Genomic DNA, 23830 nt, shown 5'->3' with positions numbered 1-23830 from the left:
GCACGTCCGTGGCCTGGCTGCTTGGATGCATCACAGCTTCCCCGCCAGGCAGGCCAGCCAGAGCGCCGCGGTCTGCAGGGCGCGCTGGCGATAAACGCCGCTGCGCGCCAGCGCCGCGAGGCGCTGCCAGGGCCAGCGTGCCGAGCGGGCCCGCACGAAAGCATCGAACCGGCCGGCATTTTCCGGCGTCAGGACGCTGCGGATCGACTGCAGCGTGGCGATGTTACGGCCGTTCCACTCCCGATAATCTCCAGCGGCCAGGCTGCGCAGCCGCAACGCCTTGGCACGCCAGCCGCGGTTGGAGCCGACCGCGTTGTCGCCGTGCTGACGGTAGCGCAGGCAGGGTTCCGGGTCATAGACGAAGCGCCCGCCTGCGCCGGTGATGAGTTGGTAGGCGAGCCAATCGTGCGCGATGACGCCGCTGTCGGCAAACCCGCCGCGCGCGAGCAGCGCGGCCGCTGCCGCGTTGAAGACCAGCGTGTTGCCGCCCATAAAACACTGCACCAGTGCGTTCGCAAAGCCGGTCGGCCGCTGCGCGAGGAACGACGGGCCCAGCGGCCGGTCTCCGGCGTCGACCGCGAGCGTGCGCGCGCCATAGGCCGCAGGCAATTCCGACGGCAGGCCGCGCAGCGCAGCCACGGCCCGGGCGAGTTTGTCCGCATGCCAGATGTCGTCCTGGTCGCAGAGCGACAGCCATTCGTCGGGTCCCATGGCTGGCGCCACCTGGCATATGAGGTTCAGAAAGTTTGCGCTCGCGCCGCCGCGAGGATGGCGCGCATGCCAGACTACCGGCCAGGCATCGAATGCGCGCACGATGGCGACGGAGGCGTCGCTGGAGCCGTCGTCGGCCACGTGCAGTCGCACGCGAACGCCGGTCTGCGCCGCCAGCGAGGCGAGCTGGGCGGGCAGATGCCGTTCGCCGTTGTAGACGGCGAGCAGCACGTGCACCAGCGGAAGATCTGCCTGCACTGGGTCATTCATGGTCCGAACGTGCGCTGCCACCAAGCGTGCAGCCGCCCCGCGAATGATCGACGGAATGCTGCTACGGCCGCCTGCGCCTGGAAAAGCTCCTCCCTCGTCCGGGCCAACGCTTCCTGGGCCTGCGCCCGCTGCGCCTCCAGCGCCCGCTGCTGCTGTTGCAGCGGCAGCCACGCTTCTTCGGGTGCCTGCGGCAGATTGGACCAAGGGTTGTCCTCCTGGCTCGGCGCGACAAGTGCCGAGCCTTCCAGCGCATGGTGCCCCTGTGCGACGGACTCTTGCTGGCCACGGACGATGCGCGGCCCGAGCACGTTGTCGACTGCCGCAGTCTTGCGCACGACGCAGATCGAGTTGACGAACTCCACCGAATGGATGGAAGCCAGCACCTCCTCATCGATCGCCACACCGTATGCCTGCAGCAAGCCCTCCAGCACGGCGGACTTCTCACGAGCCACTCCCCAGTGCTCGTGGTTGATCACATCGACCAGGCGCTTGAAGAACGCGATGGCCGAATGCGGGTCGTACAGGCCGCCCTCGTAGTCCTGCCAATAGGAGCAATGCAGATCCTCCGCCACGAAAACGCCACCCTCGGCCAGCCGGGGGAAATAGCGGCAGAACGACTCCACGATGTCCGAAGACCGGTGCGAACCGTCGTCGATCACAATGTCGAACACCGGCGACAGCGCCAGGATGCGGGACTGCGCCTCGTCGGTATTGACGTCGGCGACCACCAGTTGCACACGTGGCGAGTCGAAGGTCAGCGCAGCGCAGCCCGGCTCGATATCGGAACCCACGAGGATCTGCGCCTGGGCGAAGTAGCGGCTCCAAATTTCCAAGGATCCGCCGTTCTGCACTCCGATCTCGAGCAGCCGTACAGGCCGGTCACGGTACGGCGCGAAGAGGCGGTCGTATTCACATACGTACCGGGTCCAGCGGTCGGATACCTTGCCGATATGGTCTGCGTGCAATTCGACAAGCGAGGTCATTCGGCCACCTCCAGAGAGACTTCGCGACACTGCACACCCACCAGGCCCCAGCGAACCGTGCTGGAGTTGACGTGGAGAAGCACCGCATCATGCAGCCAGTGGTGCTGGACGTTGTTGTAGAGATCGCCGTCGGCCAGTGACGTCATGACCGAATAGGTACCGTTGGGGAGCATAGGAAGTCGGAATACGAATTGGGCCGCAAGCAATTGCCCCGCTTCCGCGGAACATGGCCTGCGAGCCGACGCCGGCAGGGTGTTCTCGCCGAACAGGTCCTGCCCGAGACGGTCGCGCACGAGGAAGCCGATGATGGGGTTGGCCATGGGCTGGTGCAGCCGGGCCTGCACCGTCATGCGCACGGTCTCGCCGCCCTGCAGCACGGAGGGTACCTGCCCATCTGCATCGGAGAGGGTCACCGAGACGATCTCGCCGCCGCCGGTGCGCCAGCCGTTGGCTTCGGCCAGATGGTCCTGCACGGACACCTGGCTGTGGTAATCGATAGCGGCGGCCGAAGCAGGGCCGGGTGCGGCCGGCAGGTCCGTCGGCGCAGATGTGTCGGCCTCCAGTTCCTCCAGCCGCGCGCTGTCACCATAGACCTCCTGCAGCGTGTACTGGAGATACTTCTCGGCCACGGACTTCGACGGCCCGATGTCGCGCACCTGACCTTGGTGCAGCCACACGGCGCGCTCGCAGAGCGCGAGCACCGAGCCCATGTCGTGGCTGACGAAGATCAGTGTGCCGCGCTTCTTGAACTCGCGCAGGAACCGCATGCACTTCTGCGTAAAGACCGCGTCGCCGACCGCCAGGGCCTCGTCGATGATGAGGATGTCAGCATCCACGTGCGCGATGACGGCGAAGGCCAGGCGCACGTACATGCCGCTGGAATAGGTCTTGACCGGCTGGTCCAGGAAGTCGCCAATGTCGGCGAACGCGGCGATGGCATCGAAGCGGGCCTCGACCTCCTGGGTCGCAAGCCCCAGGATCGCCGCATTCATGAGGATGTTCTCGCGTCCGGTGAACTCGGGGTTGAAGCCCGATCCCAGCTCCAGCAGCGCTGCGATGCGCCCGCGCGTCTCGACCTCTCCTTCCGTGGCATGCAAGGTGCCGCAGATCGTTTGCAGCAGGGTCGACTTGCCGCTGCCGTTGCGGCCGATGATAGCCACCGTCTCGCCACGCTGTACGCTGAAGCTGACGTCCTGCAATGCCCAGAATTCCGTGAAATAGTGACGCACCGGCAGGCCCAACAGGCGCTGTATCCTCGGAAAGACGAACTGCTGCAGGCGGTGTCGCGGGGTCTCGTAGATCTCGTAGCGTTTCCTGAGACCGCGCACCGCGACGCTGGTATCAGAGGACATCAGCAAACCCCTTGCGCGTCCGCTGGAACCAGAAGAAGCCGGCCAGCGCGCAGACGATCGACAGCGCGAGCGTTCTGACATACAGCCAGGCATCAGGCAGCCGCCCCCAGTACAGCACGTCCCGCGCCTGCTCGATGATCGGCGTCAGCGGGCTCAGGTAGATCACGTCGCGGAACTCCTGAGGCAGCGCGCTGACCGGGTAGAAGATGGGCGACAAAAAGGTGAGCACGGTGATGAGCAGGCCGATGAACTGTCCCACGTCGCGCAGGTACACGCCGAGCGAAGCCAAAAACCAGCTCACGCCCATCACGAACAGCACCAGCGGCAGCAGCACGAGCGGGAACCAGAAAACGGTGAGATGCGGCGGCCCGATCAGGACGGCGTAGGCCAGCAGCCAGACCACCACGCTGATGAGCATGTGGAACAGCGCCGCGCCCATGTTGACCCATGGAAGGATCTCGATCGGGAACACCACCTTCTTCACATAGTTGGCATTTCCGATGACCAGGGTGGGGGCTCGGGCCACGCATTCCGAAAACACGTTGAAGACGATCAGCCCGGCAAAGAGCACCAATGCGAATTCGGTGCGCGAATCGCTGCCTGCGCTCCAGCGCGCCTTGAACACCGTGCTGAAGACGAAGGTGTAGACGCTGAGCATCAGCAGCGGGTTGAAGAACGACCACAGCAGCCCCAGCACCGAGCCGCGGTAGCGGCCGAGAATCTCCCGCCGGATGGACGCCCGCAGCAGGGCACGGTTGCGCCACAGGCTGCCCGCGATGGCTGCAGGCCCTCCCAGGAAGCGCTGGGTCATGCGAACACGTCGGCCTCGCCGAGTGCCTGGCCCAGCTGGTCCTTGCCCGAGAGCACCGGAGGCACGCCCGCGTCGGGCCAGCGGACCGCGAGCGTCGGGTCGTTCCAGGCAATGCTGCGCTCGAACTGCGGCGCATAGTAATCGGTCGTCTTGTAGAGGAAATCCGCACTGTCCGAGAGCACGAGAAAACCATGCGCGAACCCCGGCGGTACCCAGAGCTGGCGCTGGTTGTCCTCGCTGAGCTCCACGCCGACCCATCGGCCGAACGTCGGCGAACTCCTGCGGATGTCGACGGCCACGTCGAACACCGCGCCGCGGGCCACGCGCACGAGCTTGCCCTGCGGCTGCTGGATCTGGTAGTGCAGGCCGCGCAGCACGCCACGCGCGGAGCGGCTGTGGTTGTCCTGCACGAACTGGTAGGACGTGCCGGTGGCCTCGTCGAACGCCTTCTGGTTGAAGCTCTCGAAGAAGAAGCCGCGAGCGTCGCCGAAGACCTTGGGCTCGACGATGACGACTTCGGGGATCGCGGTGGGAACGATCTTCATGGGTGGGGGATTCCGTCGGTCAGCAGTCGCGTGAGGTACTTGCCGTAGCCGCTCTTGGCCAGCGGCGCGGCCAGCGTTTCGAGCTGGGCGTCGGTAATGAAGCCGCCGCGCCAAGCGATCTCCTCGGGGCAGGCGATCTTCAGGCCCTGGCGGTGCTCCAGCGTCGCGATGAACTGGCCGGCTTCGAGCAGGCTCTCGTGCGTGCCGGTGTCGAGCCAGGCATAGCCGCGCTTGAGGATCTGCACGTTGAGGCCGCCCTGGTCGAGATACGCCTGGTTGACCGCGGTGATCTCCAGCTCGCCGCGCGCGCTCGGCTTGACGGCCCTGGCGATTCCCACAACCTGGTGGTCGTAGAAATACAGGCCGGTAACGGCGTAGCTGCTCTTCGGATCCCTGGGCTTCTCCTCGATGCTGCTGGCGCGGCCGTTGGCATCGCAGGCCACTACGCCGTAGCGCTCGGGGTCGTGCACGTGGTAAGCGAACACAGTCGCACCGCTGCTCTGGCGGTCGGCGGCCTGGAGCATGTGCTGGAGGTCATGGCCGTAGAAGATGTTGTCGCCGAGCACGAGCGCGCTCGGCGCGCCGGCGAGGAACTGCTCGCCGATCAGGAAGGCCTGGGCCAGCCCGTCGGGGCGGGGCTGCACGGCGTACTGCAGGTTCAGGCCCCACTGGCTGCCGTCGCCCAGCAGTTGCTGGAAGCGCGGCGTATCCTGCGGCGTGCTGATGATGAGGACGTCGCGGATGCCGGCCAGCATGAGCGTGCACAGCGGGTAGTAGATCATCGGCTTGTCGTAGACCGGCAGCAGCTGCTTGCTGATCGCGAGCGTGGCCGGGTGCAGGCGCGTGCCCGATCCGCCGGCCAGGATGATGCCTTTGCGCTGCGTGGCGCAGGGCTGGATGGTCGTCATAGGATTTCCGTGAGCATGCGGGCCACGCCGTGCTGCCAGGGCGGCGGCACGAGGCCGAAGGCGGCCTGGAGCTTGGCGGTGTCGAGCCGCGAGTTGTGCGGCCGCTTCGCGGGCGTGGGGAAGGCGCTGGTGGGCACGGGCTCCACGGCTGCGTCGTCGGACACCGCGAGTGCGACGCCTGCCGCGCGCGCCTGGGCCAGGACGAAGCGGGCATAGCCGTTCCACGTGGTGTGGCCGCCGGCGACCAGGTGGTAGAGGCCGGCCAGGTTCGGATGGGACTGGACTGCGCGGATCGCGTGCGCGGTCACGTCGGCCAGCAGGTCGGCGCCAGTGGGCGCGCCGACCTGGTCGTCGATGACGGTGAGCTTGTCGCGCTCCCTGGCCAGGCGCAGCATCGTTTTGGCGAAGTTGCCGCCCCGCGCCGCATAGACCCAGCTGGTGCGGAAGATCAGGTGCCGCGCGCCGCTGGCCTGCACCAGCTGCTCGCCTTCGAGCTTGGTGGCGCCGTAGACCGACAGCGGCGCGGGCGTGTCGGCCTCGGTCCACGGACGGTCGCCGCTGCCGTCGAAGACATAGTCGGTGGAGTAGTGCACCAGCAGCGCGCCGAGCGCCGCGGCCTCGCGCGCCAGCACGCCGGGCGCCGTCGCGTTGAGCGTGCGGGCGAAGTCGGGCTCGCCCTCGGCCTTGTCCACCGCGGTGTGGGCGGCGGCATTGACGATCACGTCGGGCCGTACGGCCTGGACCGTTTCGGCCAAGCGCTCGGGCTCGGCGAAGTTGCCGTGGTGGTCGGCGGAATCGTGGTCCAGCGCCACCAGCGTGCCCAGGGCGCTGAGGCTGCGCTGCAGCTCCCAGCCGACCTGGCCGCCCTTGCCAAACAGCAGGATGGTCGGATGCTTGTGCGTCACGGTCATGCGGCGGCGTACTGCTTGGCGACCCAGTCGCGGTAGGAGCCGCTCTGCACGCGAGCGACCCATTCGGGATGGGCCAGGTACCACTGCACGGTCTTGCGGATGCCGGTGTCGAAGGTCTCGGCGGGCTTCCAGCCGAGTTCGCGCTCGATCTTGCGGGCGTCGATCGCGTAGCGGCGGTCGTGGCCCGGGCGGTCCTTCACGTAGGTGATCTGCGTGGTGTAGCTGCGGCCGTCGGCGCGCGGGCGCAGTTCGTCGAGCAGGGCGCAGACGGTCTGCACGATCTCGATGTTGGGCTTCTCGTTCCATCCACCGACGTTGTAGGTCTCGCCGGGCGTGCCGGCTTCGAGCACGCGGCGGATGGCGCTGGTGTGGTCCTTCACGTAGAGCCAATCGCGCACCTGCTGCCCGTCGCCGTAGACCGGCAGCGGCTTGCCGGCGAGGGCGTTGACGATCATCAGCGGGATCAGCTTCTCGGGGAAATGGTAGGGGCCGTAGTTGTTGGAGCAGTTGGTGGTCAGCACCGGCAGGCCGTAGGTGTGGTGCCAGGCGCGCACGAGGTGGTCGCTGGCGGCCTTGCTGGCCGAGTACGGGCTGTTGGGCTCGTACTTGTTCTGCTCGGTGAAGGCCGGGGCGGTGGAGCTGAGCGTGCCGTAGACCTCGTCGGTGGAGACGTGCAGGAAGCGGAAGGCAGCCTTCTCGCCTGCGGGCAGCGCGTTCCAGTGGTGGCGCACGGCTTCGAGCAGCCGCAGCGTGCCGACCACGTTGGTCTGGATGAAGTCCTCGGGGCCGTGGATGGAGCGGTCGACATGGCTCTCGGCGGCGAAGTTGACGACTGCGCGCGGGCGGTGCTCGGCCAGCAGGCGCTCGACCAGGGCGGTGTCGCCGATGTCGCCGTGCACGAAGACGTGGCGGGCGTCGCCGGCGAGCGATGCCAGGTTCTCGGCATTGCCGGCGTAGGTGAGCTTGTCGAGGTTGACTGCCGGCTCCTGGGACTGCGCCAGCCAGTCCAGGACGAAGTTCGCGCCGATGAAGCCGGCGCCGCCTGTTACGAGGATCATGGGTATGCCGGGGGTGCGTGTGTGTGTTTGTGTTTGTGTAGCAGTGGATTATGACACCCGGGTTTTGGAGGATCGAGGAGACTGGCGCGGCCGTGGTTACAGCCGGTATCGCCGCTGCGGGTCGTTGCGCGCGTAATCTGCAGGACAGCAACGGCGACCCGCCGATCGAGGAGGAAACAGCATGTCCAGCGCCGACAACCGCGCCGGCGGCGATACCGGCGGCCACAACGACGAACGCACCGGCCGCGCCGGCGGTCCCCGCGGCTTCGGGGACGCGGCCCAGCAAATCTGGCTGGCCGGCCTGGGTGCCCTGGCCAAGGCGCAGCAGGAAGGCGGCAAGCTGTTCGAGGCGCTGGTGCGCCAGGGCCTCGAAAGCCAGCGCCGCACGCAGGACGCCGCCGGGCAGGCCCAGGCCGGCGCCGACGAGGCTGCGGCCCGCTTTGCCGGCTTCGCCAGCGAGTTCGGCAGCCGCGCGGCCGGCCAGTGGGACAAGGTCGAGGAACTCTTCGACGCGCGGCTCCAGCGCTCGCTCGACCGGCTGCGCGTGCCCACAGCCCAGGACTTGGCGGCGCTGGAGGAGCGCATCGTGGCCCTGGAAGAGCAGTTGCTCGCGCGCCACCGCCCCGGCATCGACTGATCCCCGCAGCCCGCGCTCGGGGCGATCCCCGATGCGGCGCGGCGCAGCGGCCGCTAGAGTGACCCGCATGGTCCCGCCCAGGGACGTGGAGTGGCACCGCCGATGTCGTCCAAGAAGGCGCCGCGCCGCACGGCGCAACGCATCCAGGAAGCCGCGCTGGAGCTGTTCAACCGCTTCGGCGAGCCGGGTGTGTCCACGACGCTGCTGGCCTCCGAACTGCGCATCAGCCCCGGCAATCTCTATTACCACTACCCGGCCAAGGACGCACTGATCAACGCGCTGTTCGACCGCCACGCAGCCGCGCTGGCGCCGCTGCTGGCCGGTGCGGCCGCGGTCCGCTGCGCCGACGACGCCTGGGCGCACCTGCAGGGCATCGCGCGCGCGATCTGGGCCTGCCGCTTCCTCTACCGCAACCTCGGCGACCTCGTGGCCCGCAACCGCTACCTGGAAACCGGCATCCAGGCGCTGCTGGCCCGCCAGGACCAGTCGGCGCAGGCCCTGGTCGCGGCGCTGGCGCAGGCCGGTGCGCTGCGCATCGATCCAGCCGCGGCCCGCGCCGTGGCGGCCAACCTGGTGGTGCTGCAGACCTCCTGGCTCTGCCTGGCCTACGTGCGCGATCCGCGCCACGCGCTCGAACCCGAGGCCGGCCCGGCCGCCGTCCACGACGGCGCCCTCCGGGCGCTGGCGCTGCTGGCGCCGTGGTTCGCCGCGGCCGAACAGCCGCGGCTGGGGGCGCTGCTGGCGTCGCCGGACCGCGACGGAGTGGGACACCGCCCCGAATATCCCCGGAGTATAGCTCTGCCGCGCGCGTATTCTGCGCACTGAGAGCATATCCTGCCTGGGGTATCAGGCCACCGCGGCGCGGCGCGGCGCGATCTCCAGCAGTCCGTCGAAGATCAGGTTTTCCACGAGTTCGAACGGCCGCGTCATCGACGGCGCCATCTTCCAGCCGGCCCCGCCAGTCATGATGCAGGCGGGCTCTTCGCCGCTGTCCTCTGCCAGGTGCCGGGCCAGCCGCTCGACCGCGCCGGCGATGGCATAGGTGCCGCCGCTGGTCAGCGCGTCGCTGGTGTTGGTCGGAAAGCGCCGCACCTCGCCCGTGGGCACGTGCAGCCCGGCGGTGCCCGATTCGAGCGCGCGCAGCATGATGCCGTGGCCCGGCAGGATCAGCCCGCCGAGGAAGCGGCCGCCGGCGTCGATCGCCTCCACCGTCACCGCGGTGCCGACCATGACGACGATGACCGGCCGCGCCGGCCCGCGCGCCAGCACCCGCGCGCGCGCGCCGATCATCGCGACCCAGCGGTCGGTGCCCAGGCGCCCCGGATGGTCGTAGCCGTTGACGAGGCCGGCCTCCGCCGGCGACGAGGCGACCCAGCTCGGCGCCACGTCCCACAGCTCCATCTGCTCCTCCACGCGCTTCCTCACCGCGTCGCCGGCCACGGCGCAGCCCAGCATGCGCGCAGGCGGCGGCAGCGCGGCCCAGGGCCCCTCGGCCAGGCGGTCGATGTTCTCCAGGAATTCCGCGCCCTGCGCCAGCAGCCGCGCGCCGGGGCGGCCCCCGTCGTACTGGGCCCACTTGAGGCGGGTGTTGCCGATGTCGATGGCCAGGAAGGTCATGGGGGCGGATTATCGGTGCCCGGCCCTGCCGCGTCGGGCACGACCTGTCACCGGCGCGGCCGCGCGCTGCGCGCTGCGCTACAGTGTCCCGGCCTTCTTTTCTTCCACCTTCGACAGGAGTGTCATTCATGGGTCTCATCAGCTTCATCAAGGACGCCGGCGAAAAGCTCTTCGGCACCAAGGAGGTCGAGCACGCCGCCACCCAGGCCGCCAGCGATCCGGCCGCCCACAAGGCATCCCTCGACGAACTCAACGCCAAGGCCAGCGAGGCGATCCGCACGTATGTCGAGGCGCAGAAGCTCGGCCTGACGGGCCTCGCCGTCGCCTTCGACGGCGCCAGCGGCAAGGTCACGCTGCGCGGCCAGGCGCCGACGCAGGAGGCGTTCGAGAAGGCCGCGCTCGCGGCCGGCAACGTCAGCCGCGTCAAGGAGGTGAAAAACCTGCTGACCGTGGCCGCGCCGGCCGACGCGTCGCAGTACCACGACGTGCAGTCCGGCGACACGCTGTCGGCCATCGCCAAGAAGTACTACGGCGACGCCAACAAGTACAACGTGATCTTCGAAGCCAACAAGCCGCTGCTGTCGAGCCCGGACAAGATCTACCCGGGCCAGAAGCTGCGCATCCCCAAGCTCTGAGCCCCGCCGCTCAGCCGGCCGCGCCCTGCGCATCGGCGCCACCGGCGAACTGCGCGGCATAGAGCGCCGCATAGGCCCCGCCGGCGGCGAGCAGTTCCGCGTGCCGGCCCTGTTCCACGATCGCGCCCGACTCCATCACGAGAATGCGGTCGGCGTCGCGGATCGTGGACAGGCGGTGGGCGATGATGAAGCTGGTGCGGTCGGCACGCAGCGCGGCCATCGCCTTTTGCAGCAGCAGCTCGGTGCGCGTGTCCACCGAGCTCGTGGCTTTGTCGAGGATCAGCACGCTCGGCCGCGTGAGGAAGGCCCGTGCGATCGTGATCAGCTGGCGCTGGCCGGCCGACAGGCCCGACGCCTCGTCGTCGAGCACCGTGCGGTAGCCGTCGGGCAGGCGGCGCACGAAGGCATCGACATATGTGGCCTGCGCGGCCGCCACGACCTCCTCGTCGGTCGCGTCGGGGCGGCCGTAGGCGATGTTGTCGCGGATCGTGCCGGCGAACAGCCAGGTGTCCTGCAGCACCATCGCCGTGCGCCGGCGCAGCTGGTCGCGGCGCATGGCGCGGATGTCCACGCCGTCGAGCGTGATCGCGCCGCCGTCGATCTCGTAGAAGCGCAGGATCAGGTTGACCAGCGTGGTCTTGCCCGAGCCGCTGGGCCCGACGATGGCGACCGACTGGCCGGGCTCGACCGTGAGCGACAGGTGCTCGATCAGCGGCTTGTCGCTGCGGTAGCGGAACGAGACGTCGTCGAACACCAGCCTCCCGCGCGCCTCGGCCGGCAGCTGCGGCTGCGCTGGCTCGCTCGCCTGCTCGGCCGCGTCGAGCAGCTCGAACACCCGCTCGGCGCTGGCCACGCCCGACTGCACGAGGTTGGCCAGCGAGCCGAGCTGGCCGAGCGGCTGGGTGAACTGGCGCGAATACTGGATGAACGCCTGCACGCCGCCCAGCGTGACCGTGCCCGCGGCCATCATCAGCCCGCCGGCCACGGCGATCGCCACATAGACCAGGTTGCCGACGAACATCATCGCCGGCATGACGATGCCGCTCCAGAACTGCGCGCCGAAGCTCGCCTCGTAGAGCGCGCGGTTCTCCTGCGCGAAGCGTTCGGCCGCCTCGCGCCGCCGCCCGAACACGCGCACCAGCGCATGGCCGCTGTAGCCCTCCTCGACCTCGGCGTTGAGGCTGCCGGTGCGCGCCCACTGCGCGGTGAACAGCTGCCGCGAGCGCCGCGCCACGAGCGCGGTCGCCGCGTAGGTCAGCGGGATCGCCAGCAGCGTGAGCAGCGCCAGCGGCGGCGAGACGACGAACATCATCGCGCCCACGCCGAGCAGCGTGAGCGCCGCGTTGAGCAGCTGGTGGAAGCTCTGCTGCAGCGTCTGCGCGACGTTGTCGATGTCGTTGGTCACGCGGCTGAGCAGCTCGCCGCGCGGCAGCGTGTCGAAATAGGCCAGCGGCAGCCGGTGCAGCTTGTCCTCCACGCGCGCGCGCAGCTGCCGGACGGTGCGCTGGATGACGCGGCTGACCAGCCAGGCCTGCGCCCAGCCGAACAGCGCCGACAGCAGGTAGAGCGCCACGGCGCCGCCCAGCACGCGCCAGCCGCGCAAACACGATGCCGTTGCCGGCGGCGCCGGCACCGGCGACCACGAGGTCGGTGGCCTGGCCGAGGATCAGCGGCCCGAGCGCCGACAGCGCGACGCCTGCGGCCGCCAGCGCCACCGCGACCGCAAGGGCGGTCCACTGCGGCCGCAGCAGGCCGGCCAGGCGCCGCAGCGAGGCGCCGAAGTCGCGCGAACGCTCGACCGGCACGGCCGCATGCATGCCCGGGCCGGGCATCGGCCGGCCGGCGCGGGGGGTGGCGCTCACGGCGGAGCCTCCGGCTGCATCTGGCTGCGCGCGATCTCCGCATAGGCCGGCGAGGACGCAAGCAGCTGCGCATGGGTGCCGCGCGCGGTGATGCGGCCGTCCTCCAGCAGCAGGATCTGGTCGGCTTCGGCGATCGAGCCGATCCGCTGCGCCACCACGATGCGCGCCGCGCCGCCGGCCTGCGCGGCCAGCGCGGCGCGCAGGCGCGCGTCGGTCGCGGTGTCGAGCGCCGAGAACGCATCGTCGAACAGGTAGATGCGCGGGCGCTTGACCACGGCGCGCGCGATCGACAGGCGCTGGCGCTGGCCGCCCGAGACGTTGGTACCGCCCTGCGCAATCGGCGCGGCCAGCCCCTCGGGCAGCCGCTCGACGAAGTCGCGCGCCTGGGCGACGTCGAGCGCCCGCCAGAGCGCCGCGTCGTCCGCGCCGGGATCGCCGTAGCGCAGGTTCGATGCGACCGTGCCCGAGAACAGGTAGGGCCGCTGCGGCACCAGCGCGACCTCGGCGTAGAGCGTGTCCTCGGCCAGGTCGCGTACGTCCACGCCGCCCACGCGCACGCTGCCCGCGGTCGCGTCGAACAGGCGCGCGGCCAGGTGTACCAGCGTCGTCTTGCCGGCGCCGGTGGCGCCGACGACCGCGGTCACGGTGCCGGGCGCGGCGGTGAAGCTGATGCCCTGGAGCACCGGCTTTTCTGCGCCGGGGTAGGAGAAATCGACGTCGCGGAACTCCAGCGTGCCCGGCGCCGGCAGCACGGCCACCGGCGCGGCCGCGGGCGGCACGCTCGGCCGGGTTGCGAGCACCGCGCCGATGCGCCCGGCCGACACCGCCGCGCGCGGCGCGACAAAGGCCAGCATGGTCGCGATCAGGATCGACATCAGCAGCTGCGCGAGGTAGCTCAGAAAGGCGACCAGCGCGCCGACCTCCATGCCGGCCTGCACCCGCGAGGCGCCGAACCAGACCACGGCCACGCTCGTGAGGTTGAGGATCAGCATCGACACCGGGAACATCAGCGCGAACAGCCGGCCGACGCCGAGCGCGGTGGCGGTGATGGCGTCGTTGGCGCGGCCGAAGCGCGCGGCCTCGGCCTGCTCAGTGACGAAGGCGCGGATCACCCGGATGCCGGCGAGCTGCTCGCGCAGCACGCGGTTGAGGTCGTCGGTCTGCACCTGCATGCGCGCAAACAGCGGCAGCATGCGCGAGATGACGAGGCCGAGCACCGCCAGCAGCACCGGCACGGCCACCAGCATGGCCCACGACAGCGCGACGTCCAGGTGCAGCGCCATGCCCACGCCGCCGACCGCGAGGAACAGCGAGGTGAACAGCAGCGAGCAGGTCATGAGCACCAGCATCTGCCCCTGCTGCACGTCGTTGGTGGTGCGGGTCACGAGGCTCGGCGCGCCGAACTGCTGCACCTCCTGCTCCGAGAAGGCGCTCACCTGCGCGAACACCGCCGCGCGCAGGTCGCGGCCCAGGCGCATCGCCACGCGGGCGCCGAACCAGACCGCCGCGATCGCCGCACCAATCTGCAGCAGCGACATGCCGAGCATCACCGCGCCGAGCGAGAGGATGCGGCCGCTGTCGCCGGCCAGCACGCCGTGGTCGATGATGTCCGCGTTGAGCCGCGGCAGGTACAGCGAGGCCAGCGACTGCGCCAGCTGCAGCGCCGCCACCGCGGCGAGCAGGTGCCGGTAGGGCCGCAGGAACCGCCTCAGCAGCGGGATCAGCATCCCGCGCCCGGCAGCACGACGGCCGCCGCCGCTACTTCTGCTGCCACGGCAGGCCGCGCCAGCGCCAGCCGCCCCGGGTGTTGCGGTGGGCCTGCGCGTCGGCGTCGCCCTCGAAGCCTTCGAGGATGTTGTAGGCCTCCACGCCGAGTTCGGCGGCGCGCCGCGCGGCGGCCACCGAGCGCACGCCGCTTCGGCACAGCAGCACGGCCTTGGTGCCGGCCGGCACGGCGGCGGCGATGCCGGCGTCGAAGTCCGGATTGAGGTCCATCGCCGGATACCGCTTCCAGGCCAGCGGTACCGCACCGGGCACGAAGCCGACCCAGTCGCGCTCGGCGTCGGTGCGCACGTCCACCAGCACCGCGGCGCCGGACTGCACCCACTGCCAGGCGGTCTCGGGCGTCACGTCGCCCGCATAGCCTTCTGCGGGGCGGACGTCGGCAGGGCTGTTCGGTGTTTCACTCATGGCGTGTCTCCGGGAGGGCGTCGCCGTCAATGGTACGCGGCCGGGCCAGCAGCCCGGCGGAGCCGGCTTTGCCGGGCCGCTGGAGGTGCCCTCTTCCTAGAGCGCGAAGCGCGGGTCGCCCCCTATGCAAACTTGGCCAGCAGCGCGGCGACCTGCTCGGGCGTGAGCTCGCCCTGCTCGATCGCGTCGCCCACCAGCGAGAAGAAGGCACGGTCCAGCGCCTTGCGGGCGGCGGCCAGCTGCTGGGACACGCGTTCGTAGTCCGCATCCTCGCGCACGAGCTTGAGCACACCGCGGACCTGGCCTTCGGCACGCGAAAGGCGGGCCTGCAGCGCTTTCTTCTTGGTGGCGTCGGTCAAAGCTGCCATAGGGTACTCCTGCACAGTGGCTGTATGGTGGCGACTGCGCGACTATACATGCATGGGTATACGTCGTGCAACGCTGCGGTACGCCGTTGTTTCATCGCCACGCCGGCAGGGCTTCGTCGCGCAGGCGGCTGCGCAGCGCCGCGTGGTCCGGGCAGACGGTGGCCACCGTGTCCCAGAAGCGCGGGCTGTGGTCCATGACGCGCAGGTGCGCCAGTTCGTGTGCGACGACGTAGTCGATCACCGGCAGGCCGAAGTGCATGAGCCGCCAGTTGAGGCGGATCGAGCCGTCGCTGCGCGCGCTGCCCCAGCGGGTCTGCGCGCTGCTGAGCGCCAGCCGCTTCCACTGCACGCCGAGCTGCGGCGCGAAGTGGTCGAGCCGCTGCACGAAGAGCGCGCGGGCCTCGCGCATGATCCAGGCCTGCACCGCGTCGCGCACCTGCTGGGCCGTGGCGGCGGCCGGCAGCGCCAGGCGCAGCTGCCGCTCGCCGTCGGGCGCGGTGCACAGCAGCGCGCGGCCGCCGCGCTGGGCGCCGTCGAGCACCACGCGCAGCGGCGCGCCCAGGTAGGGCAGCAGCGCGCCGTCGCCCCAGGCGATGGCGGCCTGCGCCACGCGAGCCTGGCGGTCGCGGAACTCGGCGAGCTTGCGCACGACCCAGGCGGCCTTGGCCCGCAGGGCCGCGTCGATCTCGCCCTGGCCCACCCAGGTGGGCGCGGCCACGGCCAGGCCGTCCGGCCCCACGGTGAAGCCGATGGTGCGCCGCCGCGCACGCCGCAGCGCATAGGCCACGACCGCATCGCCCAGGTGGATGCGCCGGTTGGCCTGCGGATGGCTGTAGGCGCCCGGGTGCAGCACGTCGCGGATCGGCACGGCCGGCGGCGCGGGCGCGGCCGGCGGTGCCGGCGGCGGCGCCGCGTCGAACAGGTCCAGCGTCAACTGCAGCAGGCGGCGCATCGGCGGGCGCTCAGCGATAGGCTTCCGGATCCAGCCGGCGCATCTCCGTTTCGATCCACTGCTGCACCTCGCGCATCAGCTCCTCCGGCGCGCGGCCCGCGCTCGGGATCGCCGGGCCGATGGAGATGTCGACGATGCCCGGGCGCTTGACGAAAGCCTTGCGCGGCCAGCAGCGCGCCGAGGTCACGGCGATCGGGATCACCGGCACGCCGGTCTCCACCGCGAGCCGCGTGCCGCCCGACTTGTACGGTCCGGCCTGGCCGCGCGCGGTGCGCGTGCCTTCGGGGAACATGATGACCCCGGTGCCCTGCGCCAGCAGCCGGCGGCCCTGCCTGACCACCTTGGCGAACGCCTGGGCGCGGCGGCCGCGGTCGATGTGGATCATGTCGAGCCGGCCCATGGCCCAGCCGAAGAACGGCACGAACAGCAGCTCGCGCTTGAACACGTAGGCCAGCGGGTGCGGCATCAGCGTGGGCAGCGCGAAGGTCTCCCAGGTGGACTGGTGCTTGACCAGCAGGATGGCCGGGTCGCGCGCGCCCTGCGGCAGGTTCTCCCGGCCGGTCACCCGGTTGCGGATGCCGAGGATGACGCGCCCGCCGGCCACGGCCATGCGCAGCCAGCCGACGCACAGCCAATAGAGCCGCGTGGAGCTGACGAACAGCGAGGCCACAAGCACGAACAGCGCCCAGGGCACGACCGTGGCGGCCATCCAGAGCTGGTGCAGGATCGATCGGAGCAGGTTCATGGGGCAGGGAAAGGCGGTGCGCTGCTTCGGCGCGCCATCGGAGTGGTCTGGGGTATAGCCTCAGTGCGCTTGTCTTCTGCCCACCACGGCCACATTACCCCGGGGGTATATGGTCAGACAGCCAGTGCGATCGACTGGGCGTCGCGCGCGATGATCGCGTCGGCGAAGGCGCGCAGGTCGGCATGCACTTGCGTGCCCGCGGGAAAGCCCGACGGCGCCGCGCCGTCGGGGCAGACCTGGGCGCCGCGGCCGGTCTGCACCAGGTGCGGCTCGCAGCCCGCGGCGGCGGCGGCCTGCAGGTCGCGCAACTCGTCGCCGGCCACGGGCACGCCGGCCAGCGGGATGCCGTAGCGCTCGCCGATCTGCAGGACCAGGCCCGGCTTGGGTTTGTGGCAGTCGCAGCCTTCGTCCGGCGTGTGCGGGCAGAAGAAGATCGCGTCGATGCGCCCGCCCGCGGCGGCCAGCAGCTTGTGCATGCGGGAATGCATGGCGTTGAGCGCGCCGGCGTCGAACAGCCCGCGGCCCAGGCCGGGCTGGTTGGACGCGACGACGACGGTGTAGCCGGCCTGGTTGAGCCGCGCGATCGCCTCCAGCGCGCCCGGCAGCGGCTGCCATTCGTCCACCGAGGTGACGAAGGCGCCGCTGGTTTCGTTGATCGTGCCGTCGCGGCCGAGGATGACGAGTTTCATGGTTCAGACCTCCTGCTGGCGGCGCCGCGCCCACGCGGCAATCGCATCCACCGGCGCCACGGCTGCGTCCAGCTGCCGGATGCGGGCGACAAGCATCTCGATGTCCACCTACCCTTGCTGCTGCAGCACGCGTACGAAGTCCCATCCTTGTCGCGGCCAGCCACGCACTTGGACACGGCCAGGTCGTGGATCTCCGGGCAGACCGCAGCCTCCTCGCCGACATAGTGGAGCTGCGCCCTGTCCTGCCAGTCCGCCGACATGATGGCCGTTTCCCGCCCGACGCCATCGGCGTGGTAGCCGGAGGTTTCGTGGAAGCTCGACATGGCGCCGGCGCCGTCGATCAGATCGGCCTTCTCGGGATGCAGCGCCGGATACAGGTCGAGCTCGCGCGAAACGAGCAGTTCGTCGGGAGCATGGGGATGGCTCAGCAACACGGCCTGGCTGCCGACCACCACGAACGACTGCTCCTGGGCAATCGCCGCCGCCGCGCGCAGGGCATGCTCGGCTTCAGAGCGTTTCATGCTTTCTCGCGCGCCTCGCGCAGCAGCGACCGGCGCTCGTGCTGGGAGAGCAGCACCGACAGCGGCGAGACGCTGCGCAGCAGCGCCTGCCATTCGTCCCAGTAGGCGTCCGAGCGGATGGCGCTGGCCTGTGCGCGCCATTGCCTCAGCAGCCGGGACGCATCGGCGAGCCGGCCAAGTTCGGCCCGCAGCCGCGCCAACGCGAGCCGGTGGGCCGCGAAGAGGAAGCGGTCGATCTGCTGCTGCCGGTTCATGGCCGGATTATCGGCACTCAGGCCGCCAGGCGCGACAGGTCGGCCACGCGGTTCATCGCCCGGTGCAGCTCGGCCAGCAGGCCCTGGCGGTTCAGGCGCACGTCCTCCTCGTCGGCATTGACCAGCACACCGTCGAAGAACGCATCGACCGGCGCGCGCAGCGCGGCCAGCGTCTGGAGCGAGGCGGTGTAGTCGCCGGCGCCGAACTGCGCCTCGGCGCGCGGCAGCACGTCGAGGAGGGCGGCGTAGAGCGCCTTTTCGGCCGGCTCGCGCAGCAGCAGCTCGCTCACATGGGCATCGACGTCGAGGGCGGCGGCCTTCTTCAGGATGTTGCCGATGCGCTTGTTGGCCGCCGCCAGCGCCGCGGCTTCGGGCAGCGCGGCGAAGGCGCGCACCGCCTCCAGGCGGCGTCCCACGTCAGCCAGGCGCTGCGGGCGCTGGCCGACGACGGCATCGACCTCCTGCGCGCTGTAGCCCTGCTCGCGCAGGCTGCCGGCCAGCCGGTCGTAGACGAAGTCGGCTAGCGCGGCGCGCGCGTCCTGCTGCACGATGGCGAGATGGCCGAAAGCGGCGAAGGCGGCGTCGAGCAGCGCATCGAGCGCCAGCGGCGCGCCGGTCTCCGACAGGATGCGGATCACGCCGAGCGCATGGCGGCGCAGCGCGAACGGGTCGCGGTCGCCGGTCGGCAGGTTGCCGATACCGAACATGCCGGCCAGCGTCTCCAGCTTGTCGGCCAGCGCCACGACGGCGCCGGTGCGGCCGCGCGGCAGCACGTCGCCGGCGAAGCGGGGCTTGTAGTGGTCCTCGATCGCGTCGGCCACTTCGGGCGCCAGACCGTCGTTGCGCGCGTAGTAGCGGCCCATCGTGCCCTGCAGCTCGGGAAACTCGCCGACCATGTCGGTCACGAGATCCGTCTTGGCCAGCAGCGCGGCGGCGTCGGCCTGCTGCGCCAGGGTGGCGTCACCGCCCCATTGCGCCACGATGGCGCGGGCGATGGCGCGCACACGCTCCACGCGCTCGCCCTGGGTGCCGAGCTTGTTGTGGTAGACGACCTTGCCGAGCGATTCGACGCGGTCCTCCAGGCGCTTCCTGCGGTCCTGGTCGAAAAAGAACTTGGCGTCGGCCAGGCGCGGGCGCACCACGCGCTCGTTGCCGCCGACCACCGCGCTGGCATCGTCGGGGGTGATGTTGCTGACGACCAGGAAGCGGTGGGTCAGCCGGCCTTCGGCATCGAGCAGCGGGAAGTACTTCTGATTGGCCTTCATCGTGAGGATCAGGCACTCCTGCGGCACGTCGAGGAATTCGGGCTCGAATTCGCAGACCAGCACGTTGGGCCGCTCGACCAGCGCGGTCACTTCGTCGAGCAGCGCCGCATCGTCGATCGGCCGCAGGCCGCCGCCGATGCGTTCGGCCGCGGCCTGCAGCTGGCGCGCGATCTCGGCGCGGCGCTCGGCGAAGCCCGCGATCACCGCGCCCTCGTCGCGCAGCTGCTGCGCATAGCTGTCGGCATCGCGCAGCACGACCGGGTCGGCCTTCGCCTCGAAGCGGTGACCGTGGGTGGCGTTGCCGGCCGCGAGGCCCAGCGCCGTGACCGGCACCACGTCGCTGCCGTGCAGCGCGACCAGACCATGCGCCGGGCGCACGAACTGCACGCTGTCCCAGCCCGGCAGCGCTGTGCCGGATTCGAGCTGGTAGGTCATGACCTTGGGGATCGGCAGCCTGGCAATCGCTTCGCCCAGCGCCTTCTGCAGGCCCTCGGCCAGCGTGGCGCCGGCGGCGGTGCTTTCGAAGAACAGCACGTCGGCCTTGCCGTCGTTCTGGCGCTTCAAGCCTGGCACGGCCGACGCATCGGCGCCGAGCGCGGCCAGCTTCTTGAGCAGCGCCGGCGTGGCGTTGCCGGCGGCGTCCAGGCCGACGGTGGCCGGCATCAGCTTCTGCGAGACGGCGCGGTCGGCCGCGCGCGCGGCCACGCCGGTGACGTGGACCGCGAGGCGGCGCGGCGAGGCATAGGCGGTCAGCATGGAGCCGGCCGCGGCCAGGCCCTGGGCCTGGAGCTGGTCGAACAGCTCGCCCGCGAAGGCGTTGCCGAGCCTGTCGAGCGCCTTGGGCGGGAGTTCTTCGACGAAGAGTTCGACGAGGAGGTTCTGGATGGTGGTGGTCATGTCGTTCAGGCCGCGGCTTTTTCTTTCTTCGGCGGGATCTGCGCGACCCACTCGCGCGGCGCCATCGGGAAGCCCAGGCGCTCGCGGCTGTCGTAGTAGCTCTGCGCCACCGACCGAGCGAGGTTGCGGATGCGGCCGATGTAGGCGGCGCGCTCGGTCACGCTGATGGCGCCGCGGGCGTCGAGCAGGTTGAAGCTGTGCGCGGCCTTGAGCACCTGCTCGTAGGCCGGCAGCGCCAGCTGCGCGCCGATCAGGTGCAGGGCCTGCTTCTCGTGCGCCGCGAAGGCGGTGAAGAGGAAGCCGGCGTCCGAATGCTCGAAGTTGTAGGTGGACTGCTCCACCTCGTTTTGCTTGTAGACGTCGCCGTAGCTGATGGCGTCGGTCCACTTGAGGTCGTAGACGTTGTCCACGCCCTGCAGGTACATGGCGAGGCGCTCCAGGCCGTAGGTGATCTCGCCGGTGGCGGGCCGGCAGTCGATGCCGCCGACCTGTTGGAAGTAGGTGAACTGCGTGACTTCCATGCCGTTGAGCCACACCTCCCAGCCCAGGCCCCAAGCGCCGAGCGTGGGGTTCTCCCAGTCGTCCTCGACGAAGCGGATGTCGTTCTTCTTCAGGTCGAAGCCCAGCGCTTCGAGCGAGCCCAGGTACAGCTCCAGGATGTCGGCCGGCGCGGGCTTGAGCACGACCTGGAACTGGTAGTAGTGCTGCAGGCGGTTGGGGTTTTCGCCGTAGCGGCCGTCCTTGGGGCGGCGGCTGGGCTGCACGTAGGCGGCCTTCCAGGGCTCGGGGCCGATGGCCCGCAGGAAGGTGGCGGTGTGCGAGGTGCCGGCGCCCACCTCCATGTCGTAGGGCTGCAGGAGGGCGCAGCCCTGGGCGTCCCAGTAGGACTGGAGCTTCAGGATGATTTGCTGGAAGGTCAACATGCGTGTGCGGGCGCGGCCCATGGGCCGCGCCGGAAAGGCGGTGGTAGGCGGCGCCCGCAGGCGCGCGCGAACCGGCGATTCTACGAGGCCGGCCCGCGCGCATCCGCCGGGCGGCGCTTGGCCTCGGTACAGTGGGAGCCCCGCAAACTTTCCCTGGCACCATGAGCCCGTCGACCCGAACCAGCATCGAACATTTGCAGGAGCCATACCGCACGGCCCTGGAACAGGCGCTCGCCTGGCTGCCGTCCGTGGCCGAGCCTGTCGGCATCGTCGTGTCGGGCAGCATCGTCCGGGGCAACCCGGGGCCGTCCAGCGACCTCGACATCGTCGTGCTGCACGACGGCGCCTGGCGCCGGCGCGTCCAGCGGCGATTCAACGGGATACCCGCCGAACTGTTCTTCAACTCCCCGGCCTGGCTGGAACATTCCGTTCGCGACGAGGCGGCCCGGGGCCGCCCGGTCATGGCGCACATGCTGGCCACCGGCAGCCTAGTGAAGGACACCGGAGAACGCATGGCCTCGGCCATCGCCGCGGCCCGCGACGTGCTGGCACGCGGCCCCGCGCTCGACGCGGACGCGCTGCGGCGCGACCGGTATGCGGCCGCCTGCCAGGTGAAGGACGCGCTGGACTTCGGCGATGCCGACACGGCCGATGCCCGGCAGGCGCTGGCCTGGGCCGTGAATGCCGTCGTCCGGCACGCGTACCTCAAGGCCAACTGGCACCTGCCGCGGCCCAAGGAGCGCCTGGCCCTGCTCGCCGCCGTGGACCCCGACGCGGCAGGGCTGCTGTCGGCCGCCCTCGGCGAAGCGCCGGCCCGCGCGCGCGACGCCTTGCGCCAAGCGGCCGATAGCGTGCTGGGAACCCGGGGCTTCTTCGAGTGGGATTCCGGACCGGACCATTCCACGCCCGAAGCGGACCGCTGACCGCGGCGGCGGCGTCAGTCCCGGATGCCGCCCAGACAGACGTACTTGACGACCAGGTAGTTGTCGATGCCGTAGTGCGAGCCTTCACGGCCCAGGCCCGACTGCTTGACGCCGCCGAATGGCGCCACCTCGTTGGAGATCAGCCCGGTGTTGACGCCCACCATGCCGTACTCCAGCCGCTCCGATACCCGGCAGACGCGGCGCAGGTTCTCGCTGTAGAGGTAACTGGCCAGGCCGAACTCGGTGTCGTTGGCCAGGGCGAGCACCTCGTCCTCGGTCTCGAACCGGAACAGCGGCGCGAACGGGCCGAAGGTCTCCTCGCGCGCCACGCGCATGGCCTGCGTGGCGCCGACCAGCACGGTCGGCTCGAAGAAAGTACCGCCCAGCGCATGCGGCCGCCCGCCGGTGACGACCCTGCCACCGAGCGCCTGCGCGTCCGCGATGTGGGACTGGATCTTGGCGACGGCCTCGGCATCGCTCAGCGGGCCTTGCTCCACGCCGGGCTCGGTTCCGTGGCCGACCTTGAGCTTGCGCACCGCGGCGACCAGCTTCTCGGCGAAGGCATCGTAGACGCCGGCCTGCACGTAGAGGCGATTGGCGCAGACGCAGGTCTGGCCGGCGTTGCGGAACTTGGAGGCGATGGCTCCCTCGACCGCCGCGTCCAGGTCGGCATCGTCGAACACGATGAACGGCGCGTTGCCACCGAGTTCGAGCGAAAGCTTCTTGACCGTGTCCGCGCTCTGGCGGAACAGCAGGCGGCCGACCTCGGTCGAGCCGGTGAAGCTGAGCTTGCGCACCACGGGGCTGGCCGTCAGCTCGCCGCCGATGGCGCGCGGCTCGCCGGTCAGCACGCTGAACACCCCGGGTGGCACGCCCGCGCGCTCGGCCAGCACTGCCAGCGCCAGGGCCGACAGCGGTGTGGACTCGGCCGGCTTGAGCACCATCGGACAGCCGGCGGCCAGCGCCGGGCCGGCCTTGCGGGTGATCATGGCGGCCGGGAAGTTCCATGGCGTGATCGCGGCACAGACGCCGATCGGCTCCTTGGCACGGCGATGCGCTTGTCGGCTGCCGGGGTGGCCAGGGTGTCGCCGTGCACGCGCTTGCCCTCCTCTGCGAACCATTCGATGAAGCTCGCAGCGTAGCCGATCTCGCCCCGGGGCCTCGACCTGCGTTCGCTACGCTCGCGCAGGCCATCGGCGAACCGTGAACCGGCCGCAGGCCAGCACGATGCCGCCATCCATCAGCAGCAACTGGCCGGTGATGAAGTCTGCGTTGGGCGGGGCCAGGAAGCGCGCGGCCGGCCAGGTCGTTTGCCTCGGAGGCCCGGCCCGGCCCGCCAGGGCGCTGGAGAGGATGTTGTCGAAGGCATCTTTCTCGTCGTGGGTGAGCCCTCGTCCCCTCGTCGCGGAAGCCCTGGTCAATGGTCTTCCGCATCGGCGTAGCGACCACGCTGGGTTAGATGGCGTTGACGCGGATGCCCTGCTTGCCCGCAACGGAGGCAGTGTCGACGATGCGCCCGCCGCCCCTGGGCGATGAAATGGCGCACGGCCCTCCTGGGTGCCGATCCGCATCGACAGCGCGCTGACTTCCATCACGCGGTGCCAGCCCTCTTCGGTGATGGAAGGAAGGACTTGGTCTGCGCGATGTCGGCGTTGTTGAACAGCGTGTCAAGCCGGCCATAGGCCGCGACGGGTGCCGCCGAACGACACCTTGAGGCTCGTCCCGGGCACGAACACCGGCGTTTCTCGAGCAATATACTCCCGACCTATCAGGCCAATATTCACCGTACCATGACCATCTGGG

At 70.3% G+C, this 23830-nt stretch carries 25 protein-coding genes and 1 pseudogene; 4 read left to right on the top strand and 22 right to left on the bottom strand.

The genetic code is table 11. The annotated features are described in order from the left end of the window. Positions 1-30 precede the first annotated feature (30 nt). The 8 genes from GAK38_RS13270 to rfbB are packed head-to-tail and all read right to left on the bottom strand — an operon-like array spanning position 31 to position 7549. Positions 31-942, bottom strand: a complete 912-nt coding sequence (locus GAK38_RS13270) for a glycosyltransferase (RefSeq protein ID WP_325344840.1) — start codon at positions 940-942, stop codon at positions 31-33. Between the two features lie 35 nt (positions 943-977). Then, positions 978-1964 carry a class I SAM-dependent methyltransferase gene (locus tag GAK38_RS13265; protein ID WP_325344839.1) on the bottom strand — a complete coding sequence of 329 codons (987 nt, stop codon included), beginning with the start codon at positions 1962-1964 and terminating at the stop codon, positions 978-980. Beyond that, the gene (locus tag GAK38_RS13260; protein ID WP_325344837.1) at positions 1961-3316 is read right to left on the bottom strand and encodes an ABC transporter ATP-binding protein; all 1356 of its coding nucleotides are present in this window, start codon (positions 3314-3316) and stop codon (positions 1961-1963) included. The genes GAK38_RS13265 and GAK38_RS13260 overlap by 4 nt, the downstream gene beginning before the upstream one ends. Next, a complete protein-coding gene (locus GAK38_RS13255) occupies positions 3306-4127 on the bottom strand; it encodes an ABC transporter permease (RefSeq protein WP_325344835.1) in 822 nt (273 codons plus the stop codon). The genes GAK38_RS13260 and GAK38_RS13255 overlap by 11 nt, the downstream gene beginning before the upstream one ends. Beyond that, a complete protein-coding gene (gene rfbC, locus GAK38_RS13250) occupies positions 4124-4672 on the bottom strand; it encodes a dTDP-4-dehydrorhamnose 3,5-epimerase (RefSeq protein WP_325344833.1) in 549 nt (182 codons plus the stop codon). The genes GAK38_RS13255 and rfbC overlap by 4 nt, the downstream gene beginning before the upstream one ends. Further along, a complete protein-coding gene (gene rfbA, locus GAK38_RS13245; RefSeq protein WP_325344831.1) occupies positions 4669-5580 on the bottom strand; it encodes a glucose-1-phosphate thymidylyltransferase RfbA in 912 nt (303 codons plus the stop codon). The genes rfbC and rfbA overlap by 4 nt, the downstream gene beginning before the upstream one ends. Continuing rightward, positions 5577-6491, bottom strand: coding sequence for a dTDP-4-dehydrorhamnose reductase (rfbD, locus tag GAK38_RS13240; protein ID WP_325344829.1), 915 nt, complete (start codon positions 6489-6491; stop codon positions 5577-5579). The genes rfbA and rfbD overlap by 4 nt, the downstream gene beginning before the upstream one ends. After that, positions 6488-7549 (bottom strand): dTDP-glucose 4,6-dehydratase, encoded by a 1062-nt coding sequence (gene rfbB, locus GAK38_RS13235; RefSeq protein WP_325344827.1) that lies wholly within the window; start codon positions 7547-7549, stop codon positions 6488-6490. Before rfbB ends, rfbD begins: the two co-directional genes overlap by 4 nt. Before the next feature lie 181 nt (positions 7550-7730). On the opposite strand from rfbB, the gene GAK38_RS13230 reads away from it, so the two are divergent. Next, entirely contained in the window at positions 7731-8186 is a 456-nt protein-coding gene (locus tag GAK38_RS13230) for a phasin family protein (RefSeq protein ID WP_325344825.1), read from the top strand. A 102-nt stretch (positions 8187-8288) separates the two neighbouring features. Next, on the top strand, positions 8289-9011 hold the full coding sequence (locus GAK38_RS13225; RefSeq protein ID WP_325344823.1) for a TetR/AcrR family transcriptional regulator: 723 nt from the start codon (positions 8289-8291) through the stop codon (positions 9009-9011). 21 nt (positions 9012-9032) lie between these two features. Here GAK38_RS13225 and GAK38_RS13220 read toward each other — a convergent pair whose 3' ends face one another. Then, positions 9033-9803 (bottom strand): type III pantothenate kinase, encoded by a 771-nt coding sequence (locus tag GAK38_RS13220; protein ID WP_325344821.1) that lies wholly within the window; start codon positions 9801-9803, stop codon positions 9033-9035. 128 nt (positions 9804-9931) lie between these two features. Between GAK38_RS13220 and lysM the strand changes: the two genes are divergently transcribed. Then, positions 9932-10438 carry a peptidoglycan-binding protein LysM gene (lysM, locus tag GAK38_RS13215; RefSeq protein WP_325344819.1) on the top strand — a complete coding sequence of 169 codons (507 nt, stop codon included), beginning with the start codon at positions 9932-9934 and terminating at the stop codon, positions 10436-10438. A 10-nt stretch (positions 10439-10448) separates the two neighbouring features. Here lysM and GAK38_RS13210 read toward each other — a convergent pair whose 3' ends face one another. The 11 genes from GAK38_RS13210 to glyQ form a co-directional block, all read right to left on the bottom strand. Continuing rightward, entirely contained in the window at positions 10449-12041 is a 1593-nt protein-coding gene (locus GAK38_RS13210) for an ABC transporter ATP-binding protein (RefSeq protein ID WP_325344817.1), read from the bottom strand. Between the two features lie 255 nt (positions 12042-12296). Beyond that, positions 12297-14027, bottom strand: coding sequence for an ABC transporter ATP-binding protein (locus GAK38_RS13205; RefSeq protein WP_325344815.1), 1731 nt, complete (start codon positions 14025-14027; stop codon positions 12297-12299). A 31-nt stretch (positions 14028-14058) separates the two neighbouring features. Beyond that, a complete protein-coding gene (locus GAK38_RS13200) occupies positions 14059-14490 on the bottom strand; it encodes a rhodanese-like domain-containing protein (RefSeq protein ID WP_325344813.1) in 432 nt (143 codons plus the stop codon). 122 nt (positions 14491-14612) lie between these two features. Beyond that, positions 14613-14858 (bottom strand): metal-sensitive transcriptional regulator, encoded by a 246-nt coding sequence (locus GAK38_RS13195; RefSeq protein ID WP_325344811.1) that lies wholly within the window; start codon positions 14856-14858, stop codon positions 14613-14615. A gap of 91 nt (positions 14859-14949) precedes the next feature. Continuing rightward, a complete protein-coding gene (locus GAK38_RS13190) occupies positions 14950-15810 on the bottom strand; it encodes a M48 family metallopeptidase (RefSeq protein ID WP_325344809.1) in 861 nt (286 codons plus the stop codon). Between the two features lie 10 nt (positions 15811-15820). Further along, on the bottom strand, positions 15821-16555 hold the full coding sequence (locus GAK38_RS13185; RefSeq protein WP_325344807.1) for a lysophospholipid acyltransferase family protein: 735 nt from the start codon (positions 16553-16555) through the stop codon (positions 15821-15823). A gap of 113 nt (positions 16556-16668) precedes the next feature. Continuing rightward, positions 16669-17244 carry a D-glycero-beta-D-manno-heptose 1,7-bisphosphate 7-phosphatase gene (gmhB, locus tag GAK38_RS13180; protein WP_325344805.1) on the bottom strand — a complete coding sequence of 192 codons (576 nt, stop codon included), beginning with the start codon at positions 17242-17244 and terminating at the stop codon, positions 16669-16671. Beyond that, positions 17241-17765 (bottom strand): hypothetical protein, encoded by a 525-nt coding sequence (locus GAK38_RS13175; RefSeq protein ID WP_325344803.1) that lies wholly within the window; start codon positions 17763-17765, stop codon positions 17241-17243. Before GAK38_RS13175 ends, gmhB begins: the two co-directional genes overlap by 4 nt. Beyond that, positions 17762-18019: a hypothetical protein gene (locus tag GAK38_RS13170; protein ID WP_325344802.1), complete on the bottom strand. Its 258-nt coding sequence runs from the start codon at positions 18017-18019 to the stop codon at positions 17762-17764. Before GAK38_RS13170 ends, GAK38_RS13175 begins: the two co-directional genes overlap by 4 nt. A 17-nt stretch (positions 18020-18036) precedes the next feature. Then, the gene (gene glyS / locus GAK38_RS13165) at positions 18037-20181 is read right to left on the bottom strand and encodes a glycine--tRNA ligase subunit beta (protein WP_325344801.1); all 2145 of its coding nucleotides are present in this window, start codon (positions 20179-20181) and stop codon (positions 18037-18039) included. Positions 20182-20186: 5 nt separating this feature from the next. Next, a complete protein-coding gene (glyQ, locus tag GAK38_RS13160; protein WP_325344799.1) occupies positions 20187-21104 on the bottom strand; it encodes a glycine--tRNA ligase subunit alpha in 918 nt (305 codons plus the stop codon). Positions 21105-21265: 161 nt separating this feature from the next. Between glyQ and GAK38_RS13155 the strand changes: the two genes are divergently transcribed. Beyond that, positions 21266-22027 (top strand): nucleotidyltransferase domain-containing protein, encoded by a 762-nt coding sequence (locus GAK38_RS13155; RefSeq protein ID WP_325344797.1) that lies wholly within the window; start codon positions 21266-21268, stop codon positions 22025-22027. Positions 22028-22041: 14 nt separating this feature from the next. Here the strand turns inward: GAK38_RS13155 and GAK38_RS13150 are convergent. Further along, a pseudogene (locus GAK38_RS13150) lies at positions 22042-23183 on the bottom strand (NAD-dependent succinate-semialdehyde dehydrogenase); the annotation flags it as partial. A 19-nt stretch (positions 23184-23202) separates the two neighbouring features. After that, on the bottom strand, positions 23203-23448 hold the full coding sequence (locus tag GAK38_RS13145; RefSeq protein ID WP_325344858.1) for a hypothetical protein: 246 nt from the start codon (positions 23446-23448) through the stop codon (positions 23203-23205). Between the last annotated feature and the right edge of the window lie 382 nt (positions 23449-23830).

The sequence above is a fragment of the Xylophilus sp. genome, from assembly GCA_009914555.1.
Lineage (GTDB): Bacteria > Pseudomonadota > Gammaproteobacteria > Burkholderiales > Burkholderiaceae_C > WNDY01.
Note: the sequence above shows the minus strand (reverse complement) of the source record. Positions and strands in the feature narration are given on the sequence as shown.